Annotated in this window: 21 protein-coding genes; 18 read left to right on the top strand and 3 right to left on the bottom strand. The window is 39.2% G+C overall.

All coding sequences use genetic code 11. From position 1 onward, the window contains the following. The first annotated feature begins 11 nt into the window (after positions 1-11). Together AC3WJG_RS16190 and argS are read left to right on the top strand one after the other, a co-directional pair. Positions 12-452, top strand: coding sequence for a YwiB family protein (locus tag AC3WJG_RS16190; protein WP_258006115.1), 441 nt, complete (start codon positions 12-14; stop codon positions 450-452). Next, complete coding sequence (argS, locus tag AC3WJG_RS16195; RefSeq protein ID WP_014457737.1) at positions 449-2,119, top strand: arginine--tRNA ligase; 1,671 nt, start codon at positions 449-451, stop codon at positions 2,117-2,119. The genes AC3WJG_RS16190 and argS overlap by 4 nt, the downstream gene beginning before the upstream one ends. A 31-nt stretch (positions 2,120-2,150) precedes the next feature. Here argS and uvsE read toward each other — a convergent pair whose 3' ends face one another. Further along, entirely contained in the window at positions 2,151-3,104 is a 954-nt protein-coding gene (gene uvsE / locus AC3WJG_RS16200; protein ID WP_102813957.1) for a UV DNA damage repair endonuclease UvsE, read from the bottom strand. A 24-nt stretch (positions 3,105-3,128) separates the two neighbouring features. Next, on the bottom strand, positions 3,129-4,322 hold the full coding sequence (gene cls / locus AC3WJG_RS16205; protein WP_102813956.1) for a cardiolipin synthase: 1,194 nt from the start codon (positions 4,320-4,322) through the stop codon (positions 3,129-3,131). Between the two features lie 198 nt (positions 4,323-4,520). Here cls and AC3WJG_RS16210 point away from each other — a divergent pair, with 198 nt between their 5' ends. The 9 genes from AC3WJG_RS16210 to pyrG all read left to right on the top strand — a co-directional run bounded on the left by AC3WJG_RS16210 (position 4,521) and on the right by pyrG (position 17,779). After that, entirely contained in the window at positions 4,521-6,632 is a 2,112-nt protein-coding gene (locus AC3WJG_RS16210; protein WP_102813955.1) for a (Fe-S)-binding protein, read from the top strand. A gap of 102 nt (positions 6,633-6,734) precedes the next feature. Next, positions 6,735-7,898 (top strand): acetyl-CoA C-acetyltransferase, encoded by a 1,164-nt coding sequence (locus tag AC3WJG_RS16215; RefSeq protein WP_060745878.1) that lies wholly within the window; start codon positions 6,735-6,737, stop codon positions 7,896-7,898. A 15-nt stretch (positions 7,899-7,913) separates the two neighbouring features. After that, positions 7,914-8,768, top strand: coding sequence for a 3-hydroxybutyryl-CoA dehydrogenase (locus AC3WJG_RS16220; RefSeq protein ID WP_028409711.1), 855 nt, complete (start codon positions 7,914-7,916; stop codon positions 8,766-8,768). A 12-nt stretch (positions 8,769-8,780) separates the two neighbouring features. Continuing rightward, entirely contained in the window at positions 8,781-9,908 is a 1,128-nt protein-coding gene (locus AC3WJG_RS16225; RefSeq protein ID WP_028409710.1) for an acyl-CoA dehydrogenase, read from the top strand. An 11-nt stretch (positions 9,909-9,919) separates the two neighbouring features. Beyond that, the gene (locus AC3WJG_RS16230) at positions 9,920-11,053 is read left to right on the top strand and encodes an acyl-CoA dehydrogenase (RefSeq protein ID WP_337134438.1); all 1,134 of its coding nucleotides are present in this window, start codon (positions 9,920-9,922) and stop codon (positions 11,051-11,053) included. A 27-nt stretch (positions 11,054-11,080) separates the two neighbouring features. Continuing rightward, complete coding sequence (locus tag AC3WJG_RS16235; RefSeq protein WP_014457745.1) at positions 11,081-11,725, top strand: TetR/AcrR family transcriptional regulator; 645 nt, start codon at positions 11,081-11,083, stop codon at positions 11,723-11,725. After that, entirely contained in the window at positions 11,722-14,964 is a 3,243-nt protein-coding gene (icmF, locus tag AC3WJG_RS16240; protein WP_028409708.1) for a fused isobutyryl-CoA mutase/GTPase IcmF, read from the top strand. Before AC3WJG_RS16235 ends, icmF begins: the two co-directional genes overlap by 4 nt. A gap of 350 nt (positions 14,965-15,314) precedes the next feature. Then, on the top strand, positions 15,315-15,851 hold the full coding sequence (gene rpoE / locus AC3WJG_RS16245) for a DNA-directed RNA polymerase subunit delta (RefSeq protein ID WP_028409707.1): 537 nt from the start codon (positions 15,315-15,317) through the stop codon (positions 15,849-15,851). A gap of 320 nt (positions 15,852-16,171) precedes the next feature. Then, on the top strand, positions 16,172-17,779 hold the full coding sequence (gene pyrG, locus AC3WJG_RS16250; RefSeq protein WP_337134440.1) for a CTP synthase: 1,608 nt from the start codon (positions 16,172-16,174) through the stop codon (positions 17,777-17,779). 39 nt (positions 17,780-17,818) lie between these two features. Here pyrG and AC3WJG_RS16255 read toward each other — a convergent pair whose 3' ends face one another. Then, complete coding sequence (locus AC3WJG_RS16255) at positions 17,819-18,349, bottom strand: DUF2529 family protein (protein ID WP_060745875.1); 531 nt, start codon at positions 18,347-18,349, stop codon at positions 17,819-17,821. A 237-nt stretch (positions 18,350-18,586) separates the two neighbouring features. On the opposite strand from AC3WJG_RS16255, the gene AC3WJG_RS16260 reads away from it, so the two are divergent. The 7 genes from AC3WJG_RS16260 (at position 18,587) to AC3WJG_RS16290 (ending at position 25,293) form a co-directional block, all read left to right on the top strand. Then, positions 18,587-18,961: a response regulator gene (locus tag AC3WJG_RS16260; RefSeq protein ID WP_087944205.1), complete on the top strand. Its 375-nt coding sequence runs from the start codon at positions 18,587-18,589 to the stop codon at positions 18,959-18,961. Between the two features lie 224 nt (positions 18,962-19,185). Beyond that, positions 19,186-20,043 (top strand): class II fructose-bisphosphate aldolase, encoded by an 858-nt coding sequence (locus AC3WJG_RS16265; RefSeq protein ID WP_013059826.1) that lies wholly within the window; start codon positions 19,186-19,188, stop codon positions 20,041-20,043. A 137-nt stretch (positions 20,044-20,180) separates the two neighbouring features. After that, positions 20,181-20,825: a fructose-6-phosphate aldolase gene (gene fsa, locus AC3WJG_RS16270; protein WP_028409704.1), complete on the top strand. Its 645-nt coding sequence runs from the start codon at positions 20,181-20,183 to the stop codon at positions 20,823-20,825. Between the two features lie 207 nt (positions 20,826-21,032). Further along, a complete protein-coding gene (gene murA, locus AC3WJG_RS16275) occupies positions 21,033-22,319 on the top strand; it encodes a UDP-N-acetylglucosamine 1-carboxyvinyltransferase (RefSeq protein ID WP_013059824.1) in 1,287 nt (428 codons plus the stop codon). Positions 22,320-22,844: 525 nt separating this feature from the next. Further along, positions 22,845-24,119: a transcription termination factor Rho gene (rho, locus tag AC3WJG_RS16280; RefSeq protein ID WP_013059823.1), complete on the top strand. Its 1,275-nt coding sequence runs from the start codon at positions 22,845-22,847 to the stop codon at positions 24,117-24,119. A 154-nt stretch (positions 24,120-24,273) separates the two neighbouring features. Further along, complete coding sequence (gene rpmE, locus AC3WJG_RS16285; RefSeq protein WP_013085477.1) at positions 24,274-24,474, top strand: 50S ribosomal protein L31; 201 nt, start codon at positions 24,274-24,276, stop codon at positions 24,472-24,474. Positions 24,475-24,678: 204 nt separating this feature from the next. Then, entirely contained in the window at positions 24,679-25,293 is a 615-nt protein-coding gene (locus tag AC3WJG_RS16290; protein ID WP_226897604.1) for a thymidine kinase, read from the top strand. Positions 25,294-25,309: the final 16 nt, after the last annotated feature.

Genomic DNA, 25,309 nt, shown 5'->3' on the forward strand with positions numbered 1-25,309 from the left:
AAGTGTCTTTTGTGAGTAACGCTTCAGATGTCAAGAAACCCATTGAAGTTAAAATTGTGACGGATATCCGCGATGGTCACCGAAAAGAGACAACATCGGTAAATGCAAAAGGTATGTATTATGAAAAAGGATCTAAAATTTATCTTACATACACAGAGCGCCAAGAGGAAATCGGAGATATTAGAACAATGGTGAAAATTAGCGAAGATGAAGTATCAATTAATCGAACCGGTGCTGTTCAAATGAAGCAATCGTTTCGTAAAAAGGTACAGATCGAAGGAACTTATATAAGCCCTTATGGACGTATGGATTTACTAACATTCGCTCATAACATTGAATATAAACAAATGACTCAAAAGGGTCGATTATTTTTAACGTATGATCTAGAAGTACAGGGGCAGCCTACCGGGAAATATGCGTTAACCATTACATTCAAGGAGGAGAAAAAATGAACATCGTCGAACAAGTGCAGCAAAAATTAAAAGCTGAAATTCAAGATGCTGTGGTCAAAGCAGGACTTGCTGAAAAAGCAGAACTTCCAGAAGTTCTATTAGAAACCCCAAAAGATAAAACACATGGTGATTATTCTACCAATATGGCTATGCAGCTAGCTCGTATTGCCAAAAAAGCACCGCGTGTTATCGCTGAAGAGCTTGTAGCAAACTTCGATAAATCAAAAGCATCTATCGAGAAAATTGACATTGCAGGCCCTGGATTCATCAACTTTTATATGAATAACTCTTATTTAACAGAGCTTATTCCAACGATTGTAAAAGCTGGTGAAGCGTATGGCCAAACAAACGTAGGGAACGGACAAAAAGTACAGGTTGAGTTTGTTTCAGCTAATCCGACAGGGGATTTACATTTAGGACATGCCCGAGGTGCTGCAGTTGGAGACTCATTATGTAATGTTCTTGAAAAAGCAGGTTACGATGTGTCACGTGAATACTATATCAATGATGCTGGTAACCAAATTAATAACCTGGCTTATTCAGTAGAAGCACGCTACATGCAGGCTCTTGGTTTAGAGAAAGAAATGCCTGCAGACGGCTATCATGGTGCTGACATTATAAACATCGGAAAAGAGCTAGCAAAAGAGCACGGAGACAAGTATGTAAATGCCTCTGAAGAAGAGCGTTTTGAATTCTTCCGTCAATACGGGTTAGATTACGAGTTAGCTAAATTAAAGCGTGATCTTGAACAGTTCCGTGTGAAATTTGACGTATGGTATTCTGAAACGTCTCTTTATAAAAATGATAAAATCTCAGTTGCACTTGAAACGCTGAAAAAACAAGGCCATGTATATGAAGAAGAAGGTGCTACGTGGTTCCGTTCTACGACATTTGGTGATGATAAAGACCGTGTGTTAATTAAAAATGATGGTTCATTTACGTACTTAACACCAGATATTGCGTATCACCAAGACAAAATTCAACGTGGATTTGATAAGCTAATTAACATTTGGGGAGCCGACCACCATGGATATATTCCTCGTATGAAAGCGGCGATTCAAGCGCTTGGTTATGAAAAAGATACGCTTGAAGTAGAAATCATTCAAATGGTTCAACTGTATCAAAATGGCGAAAAAATGAAGATGAGCAAACGTACAGGTAAAGCAGTAACAATGCGTGATCTAGTAGAAGAGGTAGGCCTTGATGCAACTCGCTACTTCTTTGCGATGAGAAGTGCGGATACACATTTAGACTTTGATTTAGATTTAGCTGTTTCTCAATCTAATGAAAATCCTGTATACTACGCGCAATATGCTCATGCCCGTATTTGCAGTATTCTTCGTCAAGGTGAAGAGATGGGGATTCAATCAACATCTGGCGCTGACCTTTCATTAATTAGTGCAGAAAAAGAAATGGAACTACTGAAGAAAATCGGAGAGTTCCCTCAGGCCGTAGCGGAAGCAGCAACAAAACGTATTCCGCACCGCATTACAAACTATGTATTTGATCTTGCTTCTACGTTCCATAGCTTCTATAATGCAGAAAAAGTATTAGACAGCGATAATGTAGAAACAAGTAAAGCGCGTATTGAACTAGTGAAAGCTGTTCAAGTAACGCTTCAAAACTCCTTAAAACTAATTGGTGTTTCAGCACCTGAAAAAATGTAACAAAAAAAAGAGCCTCTTGGCTCTTTTTTATTTAAAAAACAAGCGTGGCACCTCCTGTACGCTTTACTCCTCTCATTGATGCTAAATCTTCCACTAATTTTAGCAGCGCTTTATCTTTTAACTTTGCTTCTATCATTACGTCAAAATCTTGTCCAATATCTTTAGCCATTTGCAAAAAAGGTGCGATAAAATCAGTTGAGACATAATCAGAGTGACTTCTAAATTCTTTTTCAGATTTAGGAGAAGAGATATGTACTTTTGGTTTTAACCCGATATGTTTCCACGTGTCAAAGATACGAGGGAGCAATAATGCAAGAGGTTCTTCTCCTTCATTTGCTTTGTGGTGGTGATAATCAAAGAGGAGAGGGACTTTCTCTTTTTCGCATACAGCTAATGTTTCTTCAGTTGTGTATGTTTTATCATCATTTTCAAGAGTCATGCGCTTTTTAATGACAGGTGGCAGCGTTTGAATGTTTTCATGAAATCGACCGATCGCTTTTTCTTTATTGCCATAGGCTCCACCTACGTGAATATTAATAAGAGCTTGATCGACCACTCCCATCGCTTCAAGCATTCTATAGTGATAATTCATATCTTTTACCGCATTTTCTGTAATATGTTTTTTGTCGCTTGTAAATAATGTGAACTGATTGGGGTGAAAACTCACGCGCAGCTGATGATTCCGAATCAATTCTCCTATCTCTGACCAATCGTCTTGGAACGCATCAATGTAATTCCAATCTACTTCAGGATGAGTAGCTAAAGGGACAAGAGAAGATGATAATCGATACAGCATAATTTCATGGGCAATATTAAAATGTAAAGCGCGCTTAGTATGATTTAAATTTTGTTTTGTGACGTAGTGAAGCTTATCCAGCCTCTCATCTTTTTTCATTTTTTCCCATCTGGTAAACGTGAGGGTTTTCGCAGGTGAGCAGTCCCAAAGCGACAGGGCATGTGATACATAGCCAAATCTAATTTTCATTATAAATTTTCCTCTTTTCGTTCATTAAAGCAACGGAGAAATAAAGGTTGCAAGTCCTTGCTTTAGTTTTTCACTCCATTTTCGGTTTTTGACATCTTCTAAAGACAAAATGGGGCATTCCCCCATACAAGCTTTAAAGCTGTTCTTTACCTCTTCAATGTATATGGCATCGTAGATTAAACAGTTGATTTCAGCGTTTAAGAACAAGCTTCTTTTATCAAAATTAGCCGTTCCTACATCGCAGATAACATTGTCTGCAATTAATACTTTTGCGTGGTAAAAACCGTAATAATATTGATAAATCATGCAGCCTGCTTGAAGTAATGTAGGAAGATAGGCAAATGCAGCATGATGAACAAGCGGTTGATCTGCACGCATTGGAATCAAAATATGAACTTGTACTCCCCGTGCGCGAGCTTGCAGTAACGCATTCATCAAAGGTTCACTTGGAATAAAATAAGGAGTACCTATGTACAATTCCCTATTGGCTTGGTTGATAATCGATAAAAAGCTTTCTTCAAGTGAAAAACCTTCAGTCGACTGTAGCTGAATAACATAGTCTCCTTCAGAGGCTGCTGGAAAGTATCTTTCCACTTTACGCAGGTCTATGCCGGTAGCAGCATACCAGTCGCTCAACAGCTGCATTTGAAGATCTTGGATACCTTCACCTTCCATACGCAGGTGGTAATCTTTCCACACCCCAAGCTTGGCGTCGAGTCCTAAATATTCTCTGCCGATATTAAAACCGCCAATGTAGCCAACTTTCCCATCAATAACGGCCATTTTACGGTGATTGCGTGCGTTGAGTGTATAAAACAAATAAGGCCACCGTAGCGTTCGACTGTAAGCAAAATGAACGCCTTGTTTCTTTAAGAATGCAATTTTGTTTTTCTTGATTTTATAGCTTCCCACACGGTCTACCAATAACCGGACTTCAATATTTTGCTGTGCTTTTTGGACTAGTAAATCTAAAAAATCTTGGCTAATTTCATCATTTTGTACGATGTAAAACGATAAATGGATAAATGAAGAGGCATTTTCTATTTCATGAAATAAATCTTTATACAAGACATTCCCGTCTGCGAACAAAAAAAGAGAAGCACGGCGCTTTGGAAATGTATTTTCAGCCTGAGAAAATACTTTCTTTCCAACGCCAAGGTCAATTGCAAGCCAAGCAATAAAAATAATAAAAAGTAAAATTACAACCATGCCGCTCATCACGTCACCTCTTTTCCCGATGTAAATACATTTTATGTTGTTCTTAGTGTCACCTTGTTTAAATAGAATATGAACAAAAGAACGAAAAGATATTGACTGAATGCTCATTCATTATATACAATGAAAGCAGATATATTATCAGAAAATTTAGTCGTCAGGAGGAAAAAAAGGTAACAAATTATTCAAGGAGGGGACGAGATGACAGGGTTGCTGTGGGTGAATTTTCTCTTTTTTATTATTGTAACCGCTTACGCTGTTTCTTTGTTTGTATATTTGATTCGCACACGCATTCAGTATATTCAATTAGGGAAAAAAGTAGAATTTGATCAGCGGTTAAAAGAAAGACTGCAAAAAATTTGGGTGAACGTGTTTGGACAAAAGAAGCTGTTAAAAGATAAAAAAAGTGGAATTATGCACGTCATGTTTTTTTATGGGTTTATTTTAGTTCAGTTTGGTGCGTTAGACTTTATTATAAAAGGTTTGCTTCCAGGTAAACATTTGCCGCTTGGACCTTTATATCCCGGCTTTACATTTTTTCAAGAAATTGTGACGCTTTTGATTTTAGTAGCAGTGGTCTGGGCTTTTCACCGCCGCTACGTCGAAAAGCTTGTGCGTTTAAAAAGAGGGTTTAAATCTGGTTTAGTACTGATTTTTATTGGAGCACTTATGCTGTCAGTGCTTGTCGGAAACGGTATGTCAATCATCTGGCATAATCATGAACCGTCATGGACAGAACCGGTTGCGTCATCGATTGCGATCTTGTTTAAGGGAATCAATGATATTGCCGCTATCTCCATTTTTTATGTTTCATGGTGGATCCACTTAGCCGTGTTATTGACGTTTTTAGTATATGTTCCTCAATCAAAACATGCTCATTTACTGGCTGGACCGGCTAATGTATTTTTTAACCGCGTTTCTAAGCCAGGTAAGCTTGAAAAGATTGATTTTGAAGACGAGACCCAGGAGACGTTTGGGGTTGGAAAGATTGAAGAATTCACGCAGCATCAGCTTATTGATTTATATGCCTGTGTGGAATGCGGTCGATGTACGAATATGTGTCCGGCAACGGGTACAGGGAAAATTTTATCTCCAATGGATTTAATTTTAAAGATGCGCGATCACTTAACAGAAAAAGGAGCGGTTGTTACATCTAAGGCTCCTTGGGTTCCTACGTATGCATTCTCCAAAACAAAAGGAAATCAGCTGGCGATGATGGCGGCCACCCAAGGCGGAGAAGAAGCCGCAGCAACAGCGGAATATAATCCCGCTTTAATTGGAGATGTCATTACGGAAGAAGAAATTTGGGCATGTACAACGTGCCGAAACTGTGAAGATCAATGTCCCGTAATGAACGAGCACGTAGATAAAATCATAGATTTACGACGTTTTTTAGTATTAACTGAAGGAAAGATGGACGCGGATGCTCAGCGTGCCATGACGAATATTGAGCGTCAAGGAAACCCTTGGGGATTAAACCGAAAAGAGCGTGAAGAATGGCGACATGTAAGAGAAGATGTTCACATTCCTACTGTTAAAGAAGTAAGTAAAGCCGGTGAAACGTTTGAGTATTTGTTCTGGGTAGGTTCGATGGGATCTTATGATAACCGCAGCCAAAAAATCGCCCTATCGTTTGCAAAGCTTCTCAATGAAGCGGGTGTTTCATTTGCGATTTTAGGAAATAAAGAAAAAAATTCTGGTGACACGCCGCGCAGGTTGGGCAATGAATTTTTATTCCAAGAGTTAGCTTCTAAAAATATCGCTGAATTTGAAAAAAATGAAATCAAAAAAATTGTTACAATTGATCCACATGCTTACAATATTTTTAAAAATGAATATCCAGATTTCGGTTTTGAAGGAGAAGTGTATCATCACACAGAATTACTAGCTATGTTGGTGAAAGAAGGTAAGCTGTCACCAAAACATGCGGTTAATGAAAAAATTACCTTCCATGATTCCTGTTATTTAGGAAGATATAACGAAGTATACAGTCCGCCAAGAGAAATTTTGAAAGCGATTCCAGGTGTTCATTTGATTGAAATGGATCGCAACCGTGAAAATGGTATGTGCTGTGGAGCAGGAGGAGGGTTAATGTGGACGGAAGAAACGACCGGCCAGCGCATTAATGTAGCGCGCACCGAACAGGCCTTAGCTGTTAACCCAAGCATTATCAGTTCAGGTTGCCCATACTGCTTAACGATGCTAAGTGACGGAACAAAAGCAAAAGAAGTAGAAGAACAGGTTCATACGTATGACGTAGCAGAACTGCTTGAAAAGTCAATTTATGGCGACGTGCAAGAACAGGTTTCATAAAGGAGAAGTAGAGGTGGTCTTCATCTCTACTTTTTACAGAAAGGAAATTGAGCAAGCGTTCAATCGGCAAGGACAAAGAGGAAGAAAAAGGAGGAAATAACAGTGGGGAAAACAGTTATTGTGAGTGCAGTTCGAACACCTTTTGGAAAATTAGGTGGCAGCGTAAGTGGACTAAAAGCGGCAGAACTAGGCGGGAAAGCGATTCAAGCAGCATCAAAAGGACGTACAGAAATTGATTCCGTTATTATGGGGTGCGTGCTGCAAGGGGGCCAAGGGCAGCTGCCTTCTAGGCAAGCCATGCATTATGCAGGTTTACCGTGGCAAGTAGAGACGGAAACCATTAATAAAGTCTGTGCATCGGGTATGCGCAGCATTACAACTGCTGATCAGCTGATTCGATTAGGAGAAGCAAAAACAATCATTGCAGGTGGAATGGAATCGATGAGTAACGCGCCGTATCTTCTTCCAAAAGCAAGGTGGGGGTTCCGTATGGGAGATAGCGTTGTGACGGATTTGATGGTTCATGACGGTTTGACATGCAGCTTTACAGGGGTCCAAATGGGTACGTATGGAAATGAAATAGCTTCTGAAATGGATATTTCCCGAGAAAAGCAGGATGAATGGGCCCTTCGCAGTCATCAATTAGCGGTAGAGTCAGAAGAGAAAGGGAGATGGACCGCAGAAAGAATTTCAGTTGATATTCCGTCTAAAAAAGGAACGATAACGGTTCAAAAAGATGAAGGACCAAGAAAAGACACGTCGTTAGAAAAACTTTCTTCTCTTCGGCCTGTATTTGGTCACAGCGGAACCATTACAGCAGGAAATGCACCTAGCGTGAATGACGGAGCAGCTGCGCTCATGCTAATGGATGAAGATGTGGCAAAAGCAAATGGCTATGAGCCGTTGGCTACGATTGTAAACCATACTTCTCTTGCGATGGAGCCAAGGGAATTTCCGAAAACGCCCGGGTTTGCTATTAATAAGCTATTGCAAAAAACAAGTAAAACAGTAGACGATATTGCGCTGTTTGAAATCAATGAAGCTTTTTCAGCGGTAGCGTTGATGAGTATGGAAATTGCAGGGCTTCCGGCTGAAAAAGTAAATGTGAACGGCGGGGCTGTAGCACTTGGACATCCGATTGGAGCAAGCGGCGCCCGTATTGTTGTAACGCTCATTCATGAATTAAGACGACGAGGCGGCGGACTAGGCATTGCTTCTATTTGCAGCGGCGGCGGCCAAGGTGATGCCATTATGGTAGAAGTGTAAAAGGGGGATACCAACTTGAATATTGAAACAGTTATGGTTATTGGAGCAGGTCAGATGGGAGCAGGCATTGCGCAAGTATTTGCTGCGAGCGGATACCAAGTTTCTTTGTATGACGTTGATCAAAAAAATACACAAAAAGGAATAGAAGGTATTGATAAACGTCTGAAAAAGCAGGTGGGAAAAGGTTCTCTCTCAGCTAAGGAACATGAAGGGATTATGGAGCGCATTCAGCTGGCAAATGAAATAACGGCAGCACAAAAAGCAGATTTAATCGTCGAAGCGGTTGTGGAAAAGATGGAAGTCAAACAAGCCATTTTTGCGGAGTTGGATTCGTTAGCCCCGAGTCATACTATTTTAGCAACCAACACGTCTTCGCTTCCTATTACTGAAATTGCAGCTGTGACCACTCGACCTGAAAAAGTAATTGGCATGCACTTTATGAATCCTGTTCCGGTGATGAAACTCGTTGAAATTATTAGAGGGCTGGCTACTACCGATGAAGTGTATCAAGCAGTCTATGAAACAACGAAAAAATTAAATAAAACCCCGGTGGAAGTTCATGATTTTCCAGGGTTTGTTTCAAATCGAATTTTAATGCCAATGATTAACGAAGCTGTGTTTACGCTCTATGAAGGTGTAGCAAGCGAAGAGGATATTGATCAAGTGATGAAACTAGGAATGAACCATCCAATGGGACCTTTGACATTAGCAGATTTCATCGGCCTCGATACATGTTTGTTTATTATGGAAACGCTTCATAAAGGGTTTGGTGATGACAAATATCGTCCTTGTCCATTGCTTAGGAAATATGTAAAGGCAGGGTGGCTTGGTCGAAAAACAGGAAAAGGATTTTTTACGTACGAAACATAAAGGAGTGGCGAAATGATCTTTTTTACGTCTGAACAACACATGATTAAAAAGATGGTAGCTGATTTTAGTGAAAAAGAAGTCGCTGCGGCTGTGCCAAACATGGAAAAGGGTGAATTTCCTCGAGGTTTATTAAAGCAGATGGCTGATCTTGGCCTGATGGGCATTCCCGTTCCTCAAGCATACGGAGGGGGCGGACTGGACTTTGTATCGTACATGATTGCCATCCACGAAATATCAAAAGTAAGTCCAGCCCTAGGCGTCATTTTGTCTGTTCATACTTCTGTAGGTACGAATCCTATTGTCGTATTTGGGACGGAAGATCAAAAACAAAAGTATGTAAAAAAACTGGCGACAGGTGAATATTTAGGTGCTTTTTGTTTAACAGAACCTAGTGCAGGGTCTGATGCTGCAAGCTTAAAAACAAAGGCAGAACGAAAAGGAGACCACTATCTTTTAAATGGTTCAAAGCTTTTCATTACAAACGGCGGCGAAGCAGATACGTATATTGTATTTGCTAAAACGAATCCCGAACGCGGGTCGAGAGGGATGAGCGCTTTTATCGTTGAAAAGACGATGGAGGGATTTTCAGTAGGAAAAGATGAACATAAGATGGGCCTTCATGGTTCTCGAACGGTTCAACTTCACTTTGAAAATATACAGGTGCCTGTAGAAAATCGTCTCGGAGAAGAAGGTGAAGGCTTTCGAATTGCGATGGCTAATTTAAATGCCGGAAGAATTGGTATTGCTGCTCAAGCGGTAGGAATTGCTGAAGGTGCGTTAACGGCAGCTAAAAACTATGCAAATGAACGATATCAATTCGGAAAACCGATTTTATCTCAGCAGGGTATTGCCTTTAAGCTGGCTGATATGGAAACGGCTGTTGAATCAGCGAAGCTTTTAATGTATAGAGCCGCTTTTTTATATGATCAAAAACTTCCTTGTAAAAAAGAAGCCTCAATGGCGAAATTATTTGCTTCCCAAACGGCCATGAATGTAGCAATCGATGCGATTCAAGTTTTGGGAGGCTATGGTTATATGAAAGATTATCCAGTAGAGAGGTATTTTCGTGACGCCAAAGTATGCGAAATCTACGAAGGTACAAGCGAAATTCAGCGCATCGTCATTAGCAGTCAATTATAGGGGGAATAATCATGTTTTTTAAACTTTCAGAAGAACACGAAATGATTCGAAAAATGGTGCGGGACTTTGCCAAAAACGAAGTGGCTCCGACAGCTGCACAACGAGATGAAGAAGAGCGTTTTGACAGAGGAATCTTTACGCAAATGGCTGATCTAGGATTAACAGGTATTCCATGGCCGGAGCAATACGGAGGAATTGGCAGTGACTATCTAGCTTATTGCATTGCTGTTGAAGAACTGTCTAGAGTATGTGCATCAACAGGCGTTACTTTGTCGGCTCATACTTCTCTTGCCGGCTGGCCAATCTATACATTCGGAACAGAAGAACAAAAACAAAAATACCTGAAACCTATGGCAACGGGTGAGAAAATAGGTGCTTATGGGTTAACCGAACCGAGTGCTGGATCAGATGCAGGAGGAATGAGAACGCTCGCTGTAAAAGACGGAGAAAATTATATTTTAAATGGTTCTAAAATCTTTATTACAAACGGCGGCGAAGCGGATATTTACGTCGTATTTGCTCGCATCGACCCCAATGAAAAACGCACGAGCGCTTTTATTATTGAAAAAGATATGCCGGGATTTTCAGTTGGTAAAAAAGAAAAGAAACTGGGCATTCGCTCTTCACCTACCTCAGAAATTATTTTCGAGGACTGCCGTGTTCCAAAAGAAAATTTGCTAGGAAATGAAGGAGAAGGATTTAAAGTTGCGATGATGACACTAGATGGCGGCCGAAATGGCATTGCAGCGCAGGCTGTAGGAATTGCCCAAGGGGCGTTAGATGCGGCCGTAGCTTATGCCAAGGAACGTCAGCAATTTGGTAAGCCAATTATTTCTCAGCAAGGAATTGCGTTTAAGTTAGCCGACATGGCCACGAGTATAGAAGCTGCAAGACTGTTAACCTATCAAGCTGCTTGGTTAGAGTCCCAAGGGCTGCCATATGGCAAAGAATCAGCCATGTCAAAATTATATGCTGGGGATACAGCAATGAAAGTAACGACAGAAGCTGTTCAAGTATTTGGAGGATACGGTTATACAAAAGATTATCCAGTAGAACGTTTTATGAGAGATGCAAAAATCACGCAAATTTATGAAGGCACACAAGAGATTCAGCGTCTCGTCATTTCTAGGTATCTTGCTAAATAAAACACTTGTTGTAGGAGAGGTGAAAAAATGAAAAAGAGAGAAGTTCTCACATCCATTAAAGATGAAAAGCTGATTGTAGAGCGTCGTAATCAAATGATTAAAGGAGCCGTCACGCTATTTAAGGAAAAAGGTTTTCACCGAACAACAACAAGGGAAATTGCCAAAGCCGCTGGGTTCAGTATCGGTACACTTTACGAATATATTCAATCTAAAGAAGATGTTTTATATCTTGTATGTGACAATATTTACGATGAAGTGAGAGAGCGATTAGAAGAGATGGTGGTGGATCGTTATACAATCGCTGAGCTTCAACAAGCGATTCAGCACTATTTTAAAGTTGTGGATGAGCTTCAAGATGAAGTATTAGTCATGTACCAAGAAGCGAAATCACTGTCTAAAGATGCGCTTCCATATGTATTAAAAAAAGAGCTGGATATGGTTGAGATGTTTAAGGTTATTATCGAAGGCTGCGTAGAAAACAATCAATTTGCACTTACGGATAAAGAAATTTCGCTGTTTGCTCATCATTTATTTGTTCAAGGTCAGATGTGGGCATTTCGCAGATGGTGGCTGCAAAAGCATTATTCATTAGAAGAATATACAAATATGCAGTTAGATTTTTTACTTAAAAATTTTTCATTTCAACAACTGTGTGAGGGGGAGACAGTTTGAATACAAGCAAAAGACCGCTTCGTTTTTTAACCGCTTCTAGCCTGTTTGACGGCCACGACGCGTCCATTAATATTATGAGACGAATTCTTCAAGCCAAGGGGGTAGAAGTCATTCACCTGGGGCATAACCGATCTGTCGAAGAAATTGTTAACGCTTCCATACAAGAGGATGTTCAGGGGATTGCCATTTCTTCTTATCAAGGCGGCCATGTAGAATATTTTAAGTATATGTACGATTTACTCCAAGAACAACAGGCTTCTCATATTAAAATTTATGGCGGAGGAGGAGGGGTCATTATTCCGAGTGAGATTCAAGAGCTTCATGATTACGGCATTTCTAAAATCTTTTCTCCGGAAGATGGACGAAAAATGGGGTTAGAAGGCATGATTCAATTTATGATCGATGATTGTTATTACACAAATCCCCCTGCACTGCCGAAGGATCGAACCTTAACGCCGGCTAATGACCGTTTAATTGCCCAGCTTATTACATGCGCTGAAAATGAAGCCTATGAATACACAAAAGAGCACGCAGCTGCTCTTGAAGAAATCCGAGAAAGTGTAATCGAAAGCGAGACGGATCAAAAAATACCGGTTATTGGAATCACAGGAACAGGAGGAGCGGGGAAAAGTTCGCTTACGGATGAATTAGTAAGAAGGTTTATTGAACATATTCCAGATATTCATGTAGCTGTTTTATCCGTCGATCCAACTAAACAAAAAACCGGAGGAGCGCTTCTTGGGGATCGAATTCGCATGAACATCGCAGCGTCTCCTCGTGTGTATATGAGAAGTTTGGCCACGCGTTCATCTGGACATGAGCTATCGGCGGCCATTCGAGATGGAATTGCTGTCGTGAAAAAAGCGGGTTTCGACATTATCATTGTCGAAACAAGCGGCATCGGGCAAGCTGATGCTCAAGTCAAAGATATTGCAAACGTCTCTCTGTATGTAATGACAAGCGAATTTGGCGCGCCGTCGCAGTTAGAAAAGATTGAAATGATTGATTACGCAGACTTTATTGTAATCAATAAATTTGAAAAAAAAGGTTCTGAAGACGCAAAAAAACAAGTGCAGCGTCAATATCAGCGTAATCATCAGCTGTTTGAAAATAATCTCTCTACGATGCCAATTTACGGCACAATTGCGAGCCAGTTCAACGACGGGGGAACAAATATTTTATTTGAAGATCTTGTAAATCATCTGCATCAAACATGCCGTACGTCTTGGCACGTAGAAAAATCATCAGAGCGCGTAAGTGAAAAGAAATATACCATCATTCCTAATGATCAACAGCAATATTTACAGGAGATTGTAAACAGCGTTCGCTCTTATCACCGCAATACGGATGTTCAAGTACAAATAGCGCGTAAATTTTATCAGCTAGAGGGTGCTCTGGAAGAAGTGGAAACAGAAACGGCCAAGCAAGAGCTCACTCAGCTAAAGGAGAAATATCAAAAACAGCTAACGGCTGAATCGATTGAAAAGCTGGAAAACTGGCCTAAATTAAAAAGTCAGTACGGGAAAGAAGAACTTATTACAAAGATAAGAAATAAAGAAATTAAAACCTCTCTGCAAGTTGATACCCTATCAGGACTGCGTATTCCGCGCGTGGCTCTTCCAAAAGTTAAAGAATATGGGGAAGTTCTTCGTTTTCTTTATAAAGAAAATGTGCCAGGTGCGTTTCCTTATACAGCAGGTGTTTTTCCGTTCAAACGAAAAGGTGAAGATCCTAAGCGTCAATTTGCAGGCGAAGGAACACCAGAACGAACAAATCGCCGCTTTCACTATTTGTCAAAAGATGATGAGGCTAAGCGTTTAAGTACAGCATTTGATTCTGTAACGCTTTATGGAGAAAATCCAGATCCAAGGCCAGATATCTTCGGGAAAATTGGCGAAAGCGGCGTAAATGTCTGTACCCTTGATGATATGAAACTCCTGTATAAAGGATTTGATCTTTGCCATCCGTCGACTTCCGTTTCGATGACCATCAATGGGCCGGCTCCAATATTACTAGCTATGTTTATGAATACAGCTATCAGTCAGCAGGTGGAAAAGAAGGAAGAGGAGCTGAAGCGTCCTTTAACGGAAGAGGAATACGAGGAAGTAAAATCGGGTACGTTGAAACAAGTGAGAGGAACTGTTCAAGCGGATATTTTAAAAGAAGACCAAGGGCAAAATACGTGTATTTTTTCCACAGAATTTGCATTAAAAATGATGGGAGATATTCAACAGTACTTTATTGACGAGAAAGTGCGCAACTATTATTCTGTTTCTATTTCAGGCTATCATATAGCTGAAGCAGGGGCTAACCCGATTTCTCAGCTAGCTTTTACATTGGCCAACGGTTTTACGTACGTGGAATATTACTTGAGTCGAGGCATGCACATTGATGATTTTGCTCCTAATTTATCGTTTTTCTTTAGTAATGGACTTGACCCTGAATACACGGTTATTGGACGTGTAGCGAGAAGAATCTGGGCAATTGTGATGCGTGATAAATACGGCGCGAATGAACGCAGTCAAAAGCTTAAGTATCATATTCAAACATCCGGCCGATCGCTTCATGCACAGGAAATTAATTTTAATGATATACGTACGACGTTGCAAGCCTTAATGGCTCTTCATGACAATTGCAACTCTCTTCATACCAATGCGTATGATGAAGCAATTACAACGCCGACAGAGGAATCTGTACGAAGAGCGATGGCCATTCAATTAATCATTACAAAAGAGCATGGATTAACTAAAAATGAAAATCCACTACAGGGCTCTTTTATTATTGATGAACTAACAGACTTGGTAGAAGAAGCGGTATTGGCTGAGTTCCAACGCTTAAATGATCGAGGCGGCGTTTTAGGTGCGATGGAAATGCAGTATCAGCGAGGTAAGATTCAAGATGAATCGATGGAATATGAGATGCAAAAACATACGGGAGATTTACCTATTATAGGAGTAAATACGTATATTAATCCAAATGAAGAGGAAAATTCCTCAGTTGATGACATGCAGTTAGCCCGCGCATCAAAAGAAGAAAAAAATCATCAAATTAATCAGCTTCAGAAGTTTCAACAGCAGCATGAAGAAAAAAGAGAAGATGCGCTGAAAAGGTTAAAGAAAGCTGCAACAGAAGGAGAGAACATTTTCAAAGAGTTAATGGAGACCGTTAAAGTAGCCAGCTTAGGAGAAATTACGCGAGCTTTATATGAATGCGGTGGGCAATATCGCCGAAATATGTAATAATGTATCGTTAGTATATAGTGATATATTAAAAGCCGAGATGACTGTTTGTGGGTCATCTCGGCTTTTATAGACTTAACCTTAGCGGAGTCAGAATAACGGATGGTGAATTCCTTTTGATTAAAGGATGTTGTTGGCGTATTAAGTAGAATGTATTATAGTGAAAAAATGTCTATTTTTTCGTTGTTTTATGCGAAATTCTCGAGAATTTTAGAAACGAGGCTAGCATAAATGTATTGAATTTGTTTATAATGAATGGTATGTATTTATTCGTTTCCATCATTTACACATATGATGAATTGATTTAATAGATTTTCGATATACATAGCCATAGAAAGGATGTGCCAGATTTGAGTTTAGCACAGTACTCAAAAACGGATTTAAAAGAAATGTCGATGATTGAGATTGCTTATGCGCTTCTAGAAGAAAAAACAGATCGTCAAGCAATGTCATTCCAAGAAATTATTGCTGAAATTAAAGCAGCAGCTGAAATGTCAGATCAAGAATTAAAAACGAGATTAGCTCAGTTTTATACAGATATTAATATTGATGGTCGCTTTTTAACAGTAGGGGACAACCACTGGGGTCTTCGTGGATGGTATCCTTTTGACCAAGCTGAAGAAGAAGTTATTCCGGTTGCAAAACCTAAAAAGAAAAAAGCGAAAAAAGCTGTTGTTGAAGAAGTTGAAGATTTTGATGATTTAGAAGAAGATTTGGATTATGAAGATGTTGATGATCTAGAGGAAGAAGAAGATTTTGAAGACATTGACGAGCTAGAAGAAGATGAAGATGATCTTGCAGAAGACGATTTTGACGATTTAGAAGATGATCTAGAAGATGATGATGAAGATGAAGAAGAAGATTATGAGGACGACAAAGAAAAATAATCCTTCTTGACTTTTTCAAGCGAAGTAGGTAGAATCTTTTTTGGGCTCTTTAAACAAGCATTTAAAAAGTTTTTATTTAAAATAGACTATTGCTCCCAATCCAGTTTTGGTATTGGGAGCAATTTTTTTATTTTATCTATCCATGTTTTACACCCCGATATGTTCTTATAAATCCTTGATAGAAACTTTCTTTTGGTTCTTGAACGTTTCACATTCATAAGGTTTCTTATAATTTCGCATGCACAATGAATGAATTGTGATTGTTTATGTGAAAACTTTTAATATTGTACAGTTCAAATTATTTAGAGGGGGAAGTATAGATGACAAAGTATATTTTCGTAACAGGCGGTGTTGTATCATCTCTAGGAAAAGGGATTACAGCAGCTTCTTTAGGCCGTTTATTAAAAAACCGTGGGTTGAACGTAACGATTCAAAAGTTTGATCCATACATTAACGTAGACCCGGGAACAATGAGTCCATACCAACACGGTGAGGTATTCGTAACGGATGATGGCGCGGAAACAGACTTAGACTTAGGTCACTATGAGCGTTTTATCGATATCAACTTAAATCGCTACAGCAACGTAACAACAGGTAAAGTATATTCAACAGTATTGAAAAAAGAGCGTCGCGGTGATTATTTAGGCGGAACAGTTCAGGTTATTCCGCACATCACAAATGAAATTAAAGAACGCGTTTTCCGTGCAGGTAAAGAAACAAATGCGGACGTTGTTATTACTGAAATCGGCGGAACGGTAGGAGATATTGAATCACTTCCTTTCCTAGAAGCTATTCGTCAAATTAAAAGTGATATTGGCCGTGACAATGTTATGTACATCCACTGTACACTTGTGCCATATTTAAAAGCTGCTGGTGAAATGAAAACAAAACCAACACAGCATAGTGTAAAAGAATTACGTAGCTTAGGTATTCAGCCAAATGTTATCGTTGTTCGTACAGAAATGCCAATTTCTGAAGATATGAAAGACAAGCTAGCTTTATTCTGCGACATTGATCCAAAAGCGGTTATTGAGTGTGCAGACGCTGAAACATTATATGAAATTCCACTATCTCTACAAGAGCAGCACCTAGATCAAATCACATGCGATCACTTGAAATTAGATTGCAAAGAAGCAGAAATGACTGAGTGGAAAGCACTGGTTGAGAAAGTAAAAGGACTTTCAAATACAACAAAAATTGCATTGGTTGGTAAGTATGTAGAGCTTCAAGATGCTTATATTTCTGTCGTAGAAGCAATGAAACATGCTGGATATGCATTCGATGCAGATGTAAACATCAAGTGGGTAAACTCGGAATTTGTAACAAAAGAAAATGTTCAAGATTTACTTGGTGATGTAGACGGTATTTTAGTTCCAGGTGGATTTGGTGATCGTGGAATTGAAGGTAAAATTGTAGCAACACAATATGCACGTGAGCAAAAAGTTCCATTCTTAGGTATTTGCTTAGGTATGCAGCTGGCATCAGTTGAGTTTGCGCGTAATGTATTAGGCTTAGAAGGCGCACATTCAGCAGAAATTGCACCTGAAACAAACTATCCAATTATCGACTTATTACCAGAACAAAAAGACGTAGAAGACCTAGGTGGTACACTGCGCTTAGGATTATACCCTTGTAAATTGTCTGAAGATACGCTTGCATATAAAGCATATCAAGATGAAGTGGTATATGAGCGTCATCGTCACCGTTATGAATTCAATAACGAATACCGTCAACAAATGGAAGAGAAAGGCTTTATCTTCTCTGGTACAAGCCCAGACGGCCGTTTAATTGAAATTGTAGAGCTAAAAGACCACCCATGGTTCTTGGCTTCACAATTCCACCCAGAGTTTACTTCTCGTCCAACTAGACCGCAACCATTGTTCAAAGAATTTATTCGCGCATCAATGGGATCAAGTCAAAACAAATAAGTGAAATAAAAAACACGCTGTCTTTAGACAGCGTGTTTTTTATTCATATTCTTCTACGATTTCTTTTAATGTGAAAGTTAAACCGTAGTACGCGTATAAAGCGACCATCATTGCTGGAAAACCAAATCTTGAGCCGTCTTCTCCAGGAATAAGCGGCTTTAACAATTTTGTATCAATATGCGCATCTGCGAGTGCTGTTAAAGAAGGTTCGGTTATCTCTTTAGGAGCAGCAGCAATGCTAACAAATGGAATATCGTGTTTCTTTAAACGTTCAGCTATTTCCACTGCTTTATTATCTGTTGAAAATCGAGAGACAAGCAGTACGCGATCAACGCTAGTCAGCTGATCTAATTCATGTAAAGGCAAAGCTTTTGCCTGACTTAAAGGTTCTGCACTGCTTAGTGCTTCAAGCGTAATGGCGTGCATTTCTTCTACGCCATAAATATAAATAAATCCTTCTCCGACAGAGGCTTGTGCTAAAATACGCGCGGCATCTTCAAATTGGAATTCTTCTTGTTCTTCAATTCGTTTAAAAAAACCTGAAAGTTGAGTTGTGAAAATTTTAAGCATAGAATCTCCCTTCGATTTAAGCGGCTAAAGCCGTCTATCTACACATTATAACGAAAAAAGCTATCTGTATTCTATCTTGAAATGAGCTACAATGAAAGTAAAGTGCAATGAAATTGGATGGATGACAAAAAAAGCTATGTTTTGTAACAATTTCTCTAATTAGCAGGGATTTTTGTTTTAAAGGCGAAATACATATGTTAGTTTTGTCTGTAGAAGAGGAATATAAAAGGTGGGATTATATTGGCAGAGAAAATTTTAATTGTTGATGATCAGTATGGTATACGTATTTTATTAACGGAAGTGCTGCAAAAAGAAGGCTATACAACATTTCAAGCGGCGAACGGCTTCCAGGCGATTGATATTACAAAAGAGCAAGCACCGGATCTTGTCTTATTAGATATGAAAATTCCAGGAATGGATGGAATTGAAATTTTAAAAAGGTTAAAGCAGCACGATGAAACGATTAAAGTCATCATTATGACCGCTTATGGTGAATTGGATATGATTCAAGAAGCAAAAGATCTAGGAGCATTAACACACTTTGCAAAACCGTTTGATATTGATGAAATCCGAAAAGTTGTTAGGGAATATATACCAGTAAAGTCGAATTAAGGTTTTGGTAGGGTTTTCATCCTAACAAATTTTGAATATCAGCCTAAAAATGTTGCTGTTTTCATTGTTAGTTGGTATCCTAATTACTGTATTCATAATTCGACAATCTATTATGTAAAGATGCGCGTTGTTTCTACATGAAACACTCAATTCAAGAGCATACTATTTGAGTGTGCCTTTTGGTTAGCATCTAATCTAAGGTTGATTTTAAGGAGGATTTCAATATGCCTTTAGTATCAATGAAAGAAATGCTTATTACAGCAAAAGAACAAGGCTATGCAGTAGGTCAATTTAACTTAAATAACTTAGAGTTTACTCAAGCTATTCTTCAAGCAGCAAAAGAAGAAAACTCTCCAGTTATTCTTGGTGTATCTGAAGGTGCAGCACGCTACATGGGCGGTTTCAAAACTGTTGTAGCAATGGTTGAAGCTCTAATCGAAGATTACGACGTTCAAGTACCAGTTGCAATTCACTTAGACCACGGTTCAAGCTTTGAATCATGTGCAAAAGCAATCCATGCTGGATTTACTTCTGTAATGATCGATGCTTCTCACCACCCATTTGAAGAAAACATTGCAATTACTTCTAAAGTAGTTGAACTAGCTCACTTCCACGGAGTATCTGTAGAAGCAGAACTAGGAACTGTTGGTGGACAAGAAGACGACGTTATTGCTGAGGGCGTTATCTATGCAGATGCTAACGAGTGTGAAGAACTTGTTAACCGTACAGGTATCGATTGCTTAGCTCCAGCATTAGGATCAGTTCACGGACCATACAAAGGTGAACCAAACCTAGGTTTTGCTGAAATGAAAGAAATCGGAGATCGTACAGGTTTACCATTAGTTTTACACGGTGGAACTGGTATTCCAACAAAAGATATCCAAAAATCAGTTTCTTTAGGTACTGCTAAAATCAACGTAAACACTGAAAACCAAATTGCTTCAGCTAAAGCTGTTCGTGAAGTATTAGCTGCGCAACCTGAACAATATGATCCACGTAAATACTTAGGACCTGCTCGCGAAGCAATCAAAGAAACGGTTCAAGGTAAAATGCGTGAATTCGGTTCTTCTAACAAAGCATAATTTGAAATCTTCGGATTGCCTGTTTGCAATTAGTTGAGTCTGAAAAATAAAACCGTCTTATTTTTATTGTAAGGCGGTTTTATTTTTACTATAATTTTCTTATCATTCTGAATACATAACACAGGGGGATGGCATTCATGAAGTTTTTTATTGATACGGCTAACTTAGACGAAATTAAGGAAGCGCATTCATTAGGTTTGTTAGCGGGGGTTACAACAAATCCTAGTTTAGTAGCCAAAGAGAACATCACGTTTGAAGATCGTCTTCGTGAAATTACAGAGTTTGTTGAAGGGTCTGTAAGTGCAGAAGTGATTGCGCTTGATGCAGAAGGCATGATTCGCGAAGGAAAAGAGCTTGCCGCGATTGCGCCGAATATTACAATCAAGGTACCGATGACTCCAGATGGCTTAAAAGCAGTAAAAGAATTTACTAGTTTAGGTATTAAGACAAACGTTACGCTTATTTTCTCAGCTAACCAAGCGTTAATGGCAGCAAGAGCAGGTGCTACTTACGTATCGCCTTTCTTAGGAAGATTAGACGATATTGGTTTTAATGGTCTCGATTTAATCTCAGATATCGCAGATATTTTTGTGATTCATGACATTCCATCAGAAATTATTGCAGCATCTATTCGTCATCCGATGCACGTAACAGAAGCTGCAAAAAATGGAGCACATATTGCGACAATTCCTTACAAAGTTTTAATGCAATTGTTCAAACATCCGTTAACAAACGCAGGAATTGACCAATTTTTGGCGGATTGGGAAAAACGAAATGTCTAAACATGTATAAATTTGTGTGGCGTTTACCATCCTGACAGGTGAATGCCATATTTTTCTTTTATCTTGTCGAAACTATACATGATTTTTTCATTTTCGTGTACACTAGTAGGTAATAGGAAAAATAACCATTCTTTTAGGTATTCTTTGTACCAAAATTTTCCTCAATTACTAGGTGAGAAACTTTCTTTCACTAGAAGGGAGCTATAAATGGAAAAGTTAAAAATACAAGGTGGCTTTACCTTAAGTGGATCCGTCCGCGTCAGTGGTGCTAAAAATAGTGCCGTTGCGCTTATTCCAGCAACAATTTTAGCCGAGTCACCTGTTACAATTGAAGGTCTGCCCGATATTTCAGACGTGCAGTTATTAGGGGATTTAGTTGAAGAAATTGGTGGGAAAGTAACCATTGATAACGACGAATTAACAGTAGATCCATCCGGAATGGTTGCAATGCCTTTACCGAACGGAAAAGTAAAAAAATTACGCGCTTCTTATTATTTAATGGGGGCGATGTTGGGACGCTTTAAAAAAGCGGTAGTTGGGCTTCCAGGAGGCTGTTACCTTGGTCCTAGACCAATCGATCAGCACATTAAAGGCTTTGAAGCTCTTGGCGCTAAAGTAACAAATGAGCAAGGAGCTATTTACATTCGAGCTGAGGAATTAATTGGTGCTCGAATTTATTTAGACGTTGTTAGCGTAGGAGCAACAATCAATATTATGCTCGCTGCTGTAAGAGCAAAAGGGCGTACCGTTATTGAGAATGCTGCTAAAGAGCCTGAAATTATTGATGTAGCTACGTTACTGACAAGTATGGGTGCCCGTATTAAAGGTGCAGGTACGGATGTTATTCGAATTGATGGAGTAGATCAATTAAAAGGATGCCGTCATTCTATCATTCCAGACCGAATTGAAGCAGGCACGTATATGATCATGGGAGCGAGTATGGGAAAAGAAGTTGTTGTTGACAACGTTATCCCTCAGCATTTGGAGTCATTAACGGCTAAAATGCGTGAGATGGGTATTCATATCGAAACAAGCTCAGATCAGATTCTTGTAGCGACTCGTCAGCTATTGAAGCCTGTAGATATTAAGACGCTAGTATATCCAGGTTTCCCAACTGATTTACAGCAGCCATTTACGACGCTTCTAACAAGAGCGTCTGGTACAAGCGTTGTGACGGATACAATTTACGGTGCAAGGTTTAAGCATATTGATGAGCTGAGACGAATGAATGCATCTGTTAAGGTAGAAGGACGTTCTGCTATTATTAATGGTCCTATTCACTTACAAGGTGCGCGTGTGAAAGCGTCGGACTTACGAGCAGGAGCAGCTCTCGTAACCGCTGGCTTAATGGCCAAAGGGATTACAGAGGTAACGGGTTTAGAGCACATTGACCGTGGTTACAGTCATTTAGTAGACAAGTTATCGGATTTAGGGGCAATGATTTGGCGTGAAGAGATGACTCAAGAGGAAATTGAGCAATTTCAAAATTCATAAAGGCAAATCGGTGCCACAGTCATGAAAGCAAAGTTTAGAAATGAGCTTTTTAATAAGCTACACAGGCGTAGGAGCGTTCTTCTATGTCTGTGTAGCTTATATATTTATGAATAGGGTAAATAGATAAAAAGGGAAGCTAAAAGATAAATTTCATTTCTTATTTTAACGTCCAGTTTATTTCCTTTAATGTGAAATTATGAAAAGGTTTTCCTCGCTTCTCGTAAGCTATTAAATTTCCTTTTTTTTATTCATCTTCTAAAGTAAAAAAAGATTGATTAAAAAGATAGAAAAAGGTTAGAATATAAATTGCTACGTTAAATTTATCAAGATAATATAAATGGTTTTATGTCGGAATTATTCTTCTAAAAGTGTATAGTTAATCAATTGATTCTACTTATTATACTTCAAAGGTTATATTCTCCATTTTCACAGATTTATTCCATCCATATCATCTCTCAATTTTATATTTGAATTTAATATGGGAGGAACGGTTAAAAATTATTCATTATAAAGCGTGGTGTCCTAATGAACTTAACATTATCCAGTTTAGAAAATATGAAATTAAAAGAGCTATATGAACATGCTCGTGAGTATAAAGTTTCGTACTATAGTAAATTAACGAAAAAAGAACTTGTCTTTGCTATTTTAAAGGCTCAAGCTGAACAAGATGGGCTTTTATTTATGGAAGGCGTTCTTGAAATTATTCAGTCAGAAGGATTCGGTTTCTTACGACCAATTAACTATTCACCGAGTTCAGAAGATATTTATATCTCAGCTTCACAAATTCGTCGCTTCGATCTGCGTAATGGAGACAAGGTATCGGGGAAAGTTCGTCCTCCAAAAGAAAATGAGCGCTACTACGGATTATTACATGTAGAAGCAGTAAACGGAGAAGATCCGGAAACGTCAAAAGATCGCGTGCATTTTCCAGCGCTAACGCCGATTTATCCAAATGAGCAAATGCTGCTAGAAACTCAGCCAAGAAGTTTCTCTACGCGTATTATTGACTTGATCTCACCAATTGGATTTGGGCAAAGGGGACTAATTGTCGCGCCGCCAAAAGCAGGTAAAACGATGCTGTTAAAAGAAATTGCCAATAGCATTACAACAAATCATCCTGATGCAGAATTGATTGTCCTTCTTATTGATGAGCGTCCTGAGGAAGTGACGGACATTGAGCGTTCGGTTGACGGTGATGTTGTCAGTTCTACATTTGACGAAGTGCCAGAAAACCACATTAAAGTAGCGGAGCTTGTCCTTGAACGTGCGATGAGATTAGTCGAACATAAGAAAGATGTTGTCATTTTGATGGATAGCATCACAAGACTTGCTCGTGCTTATAACTTAGTTATTCCACCGAGCGGTCGTACACTATCAGGGGGTATTGACCCGGCTGCTTTTCACCGTCCAAAACGATTCTTTGGAGCTGCTCGTAACATTGAAGATGGAGGCAGCTTAACCATTCTAGCAACAGCCTTAATTGATACAGGCTCTCGTATGGATGATGTTATTTATGAAGAATTTAAAGGTACAGGTAACATGGAACTGCATCTAGATCGTTCACTAGCTGAAAAACGTATCTTCCCTGCGATTGACATTCGTCGCTCAGGCACACGTAAAGAAGAGCTGTTAATTCCAAAAGAGCATTTAGACCACTTATGGGCAATTCGTAAATCAATGGCAGATGCTCCTGATTTTGCAGAAAAATTCTTAAAACGTTTACGTCAAACAAAGACAAATGAAGAGTTCTTCTCGATGTTAACGGAAGAGAAAAAAACGCTTCTAGCAAATAAACGATAAGTTATAAAACATGTGGTTGCAAAAGCATACAACCCTTGTTATAATTTCATCATGTGTGTTGATAAAGTACACAGTGAAATAGTTACTATTTCATCACTATCTTTATCAATAAACTCTGTTTCAGAATGATTCAGGGCGGAAGGAGATGAAACGAATGAAAACAGGAATTCATCCAAACTATAAAACAGTTATGGTTAAATGTACTTGCGGAAACGAATTTGAAAGTGGTTCTGTAAAAGAAGAGATCCGCGTTGAGACTTGTTCTGAATGTCACCCATTCTACACTGGTCGTCAAAAATTCGCTGAAGCTGGTGGCCGTGTTGATCGCTTCAACAAAAAATACGGTCTTAAATAATCACATTGTCGAAACAAACAGGCAAGTAGCTTAACTTCTTGCCTGTTTTTTTGCTTATAAAAGTAGAAAAACAGTGTCTGCTTGATAAAAAAGTGGGTACTTTATCATAGGAATAAGATCTACATAGAAGACGTAGATTAAGTTAGTAGCGGTTCGCTCAGAAACGGAACGAGAAGAAGGGAGAGTCCCGCAGTGGTGTACGTAATGAAACAAAGCGGTTGGATAGAAGTAATTTGTGGCAGTATGTTTTCAGGGAAATCAGAAGAGTTAATTCGACGTGTGCGCCGTACGCAGTTTGCTAAACAAAAAGCACAAGTGTTCAAGCCTGCAATCGATAATCGATATAGCGAAGAAGCGGTCGTTTCACATAATGGTACATCTGTTATGGCTTATTCAATCTCGGCATCGCGCGATATTTTAAAGCGAGTAGATGAAGAGACAGACGTAGTAGCGATAGATGAAGTACAGTTTTTTGACACAGATATTTTAGAAATTGTTCAATCTTTAGCGGATCAAGGCTTTCGTGTGATTGTAGCGGGGTTAGATCAAGACTTCAAAGGTGAACCTTTTGGACAAATGCCGCAGTTAATGGCTATTGCAGAGTCAGTAACAAAGCTACAGGCTGTGTGCGCTTCATGTGGCTCTCCTGCGAGCCGTACGCAGCGTTTAATTAACGGTGAGCCTGCTTCTTATGACGACCCTATTATTTTAGTCGGTGCGTCTGAATCTTACGAACCAAGATGTCGTCATTGCCACGTTGTGCAAAAGTCTAAAGGACAAGCTGTGTCTGTGGACTCAAGCGAAATGGTCGAAAAATAAAGCAAGAATTTTATGA

Source organism: Priestia sp. FW507-14D1A (genome assembly GCF_058781295.1).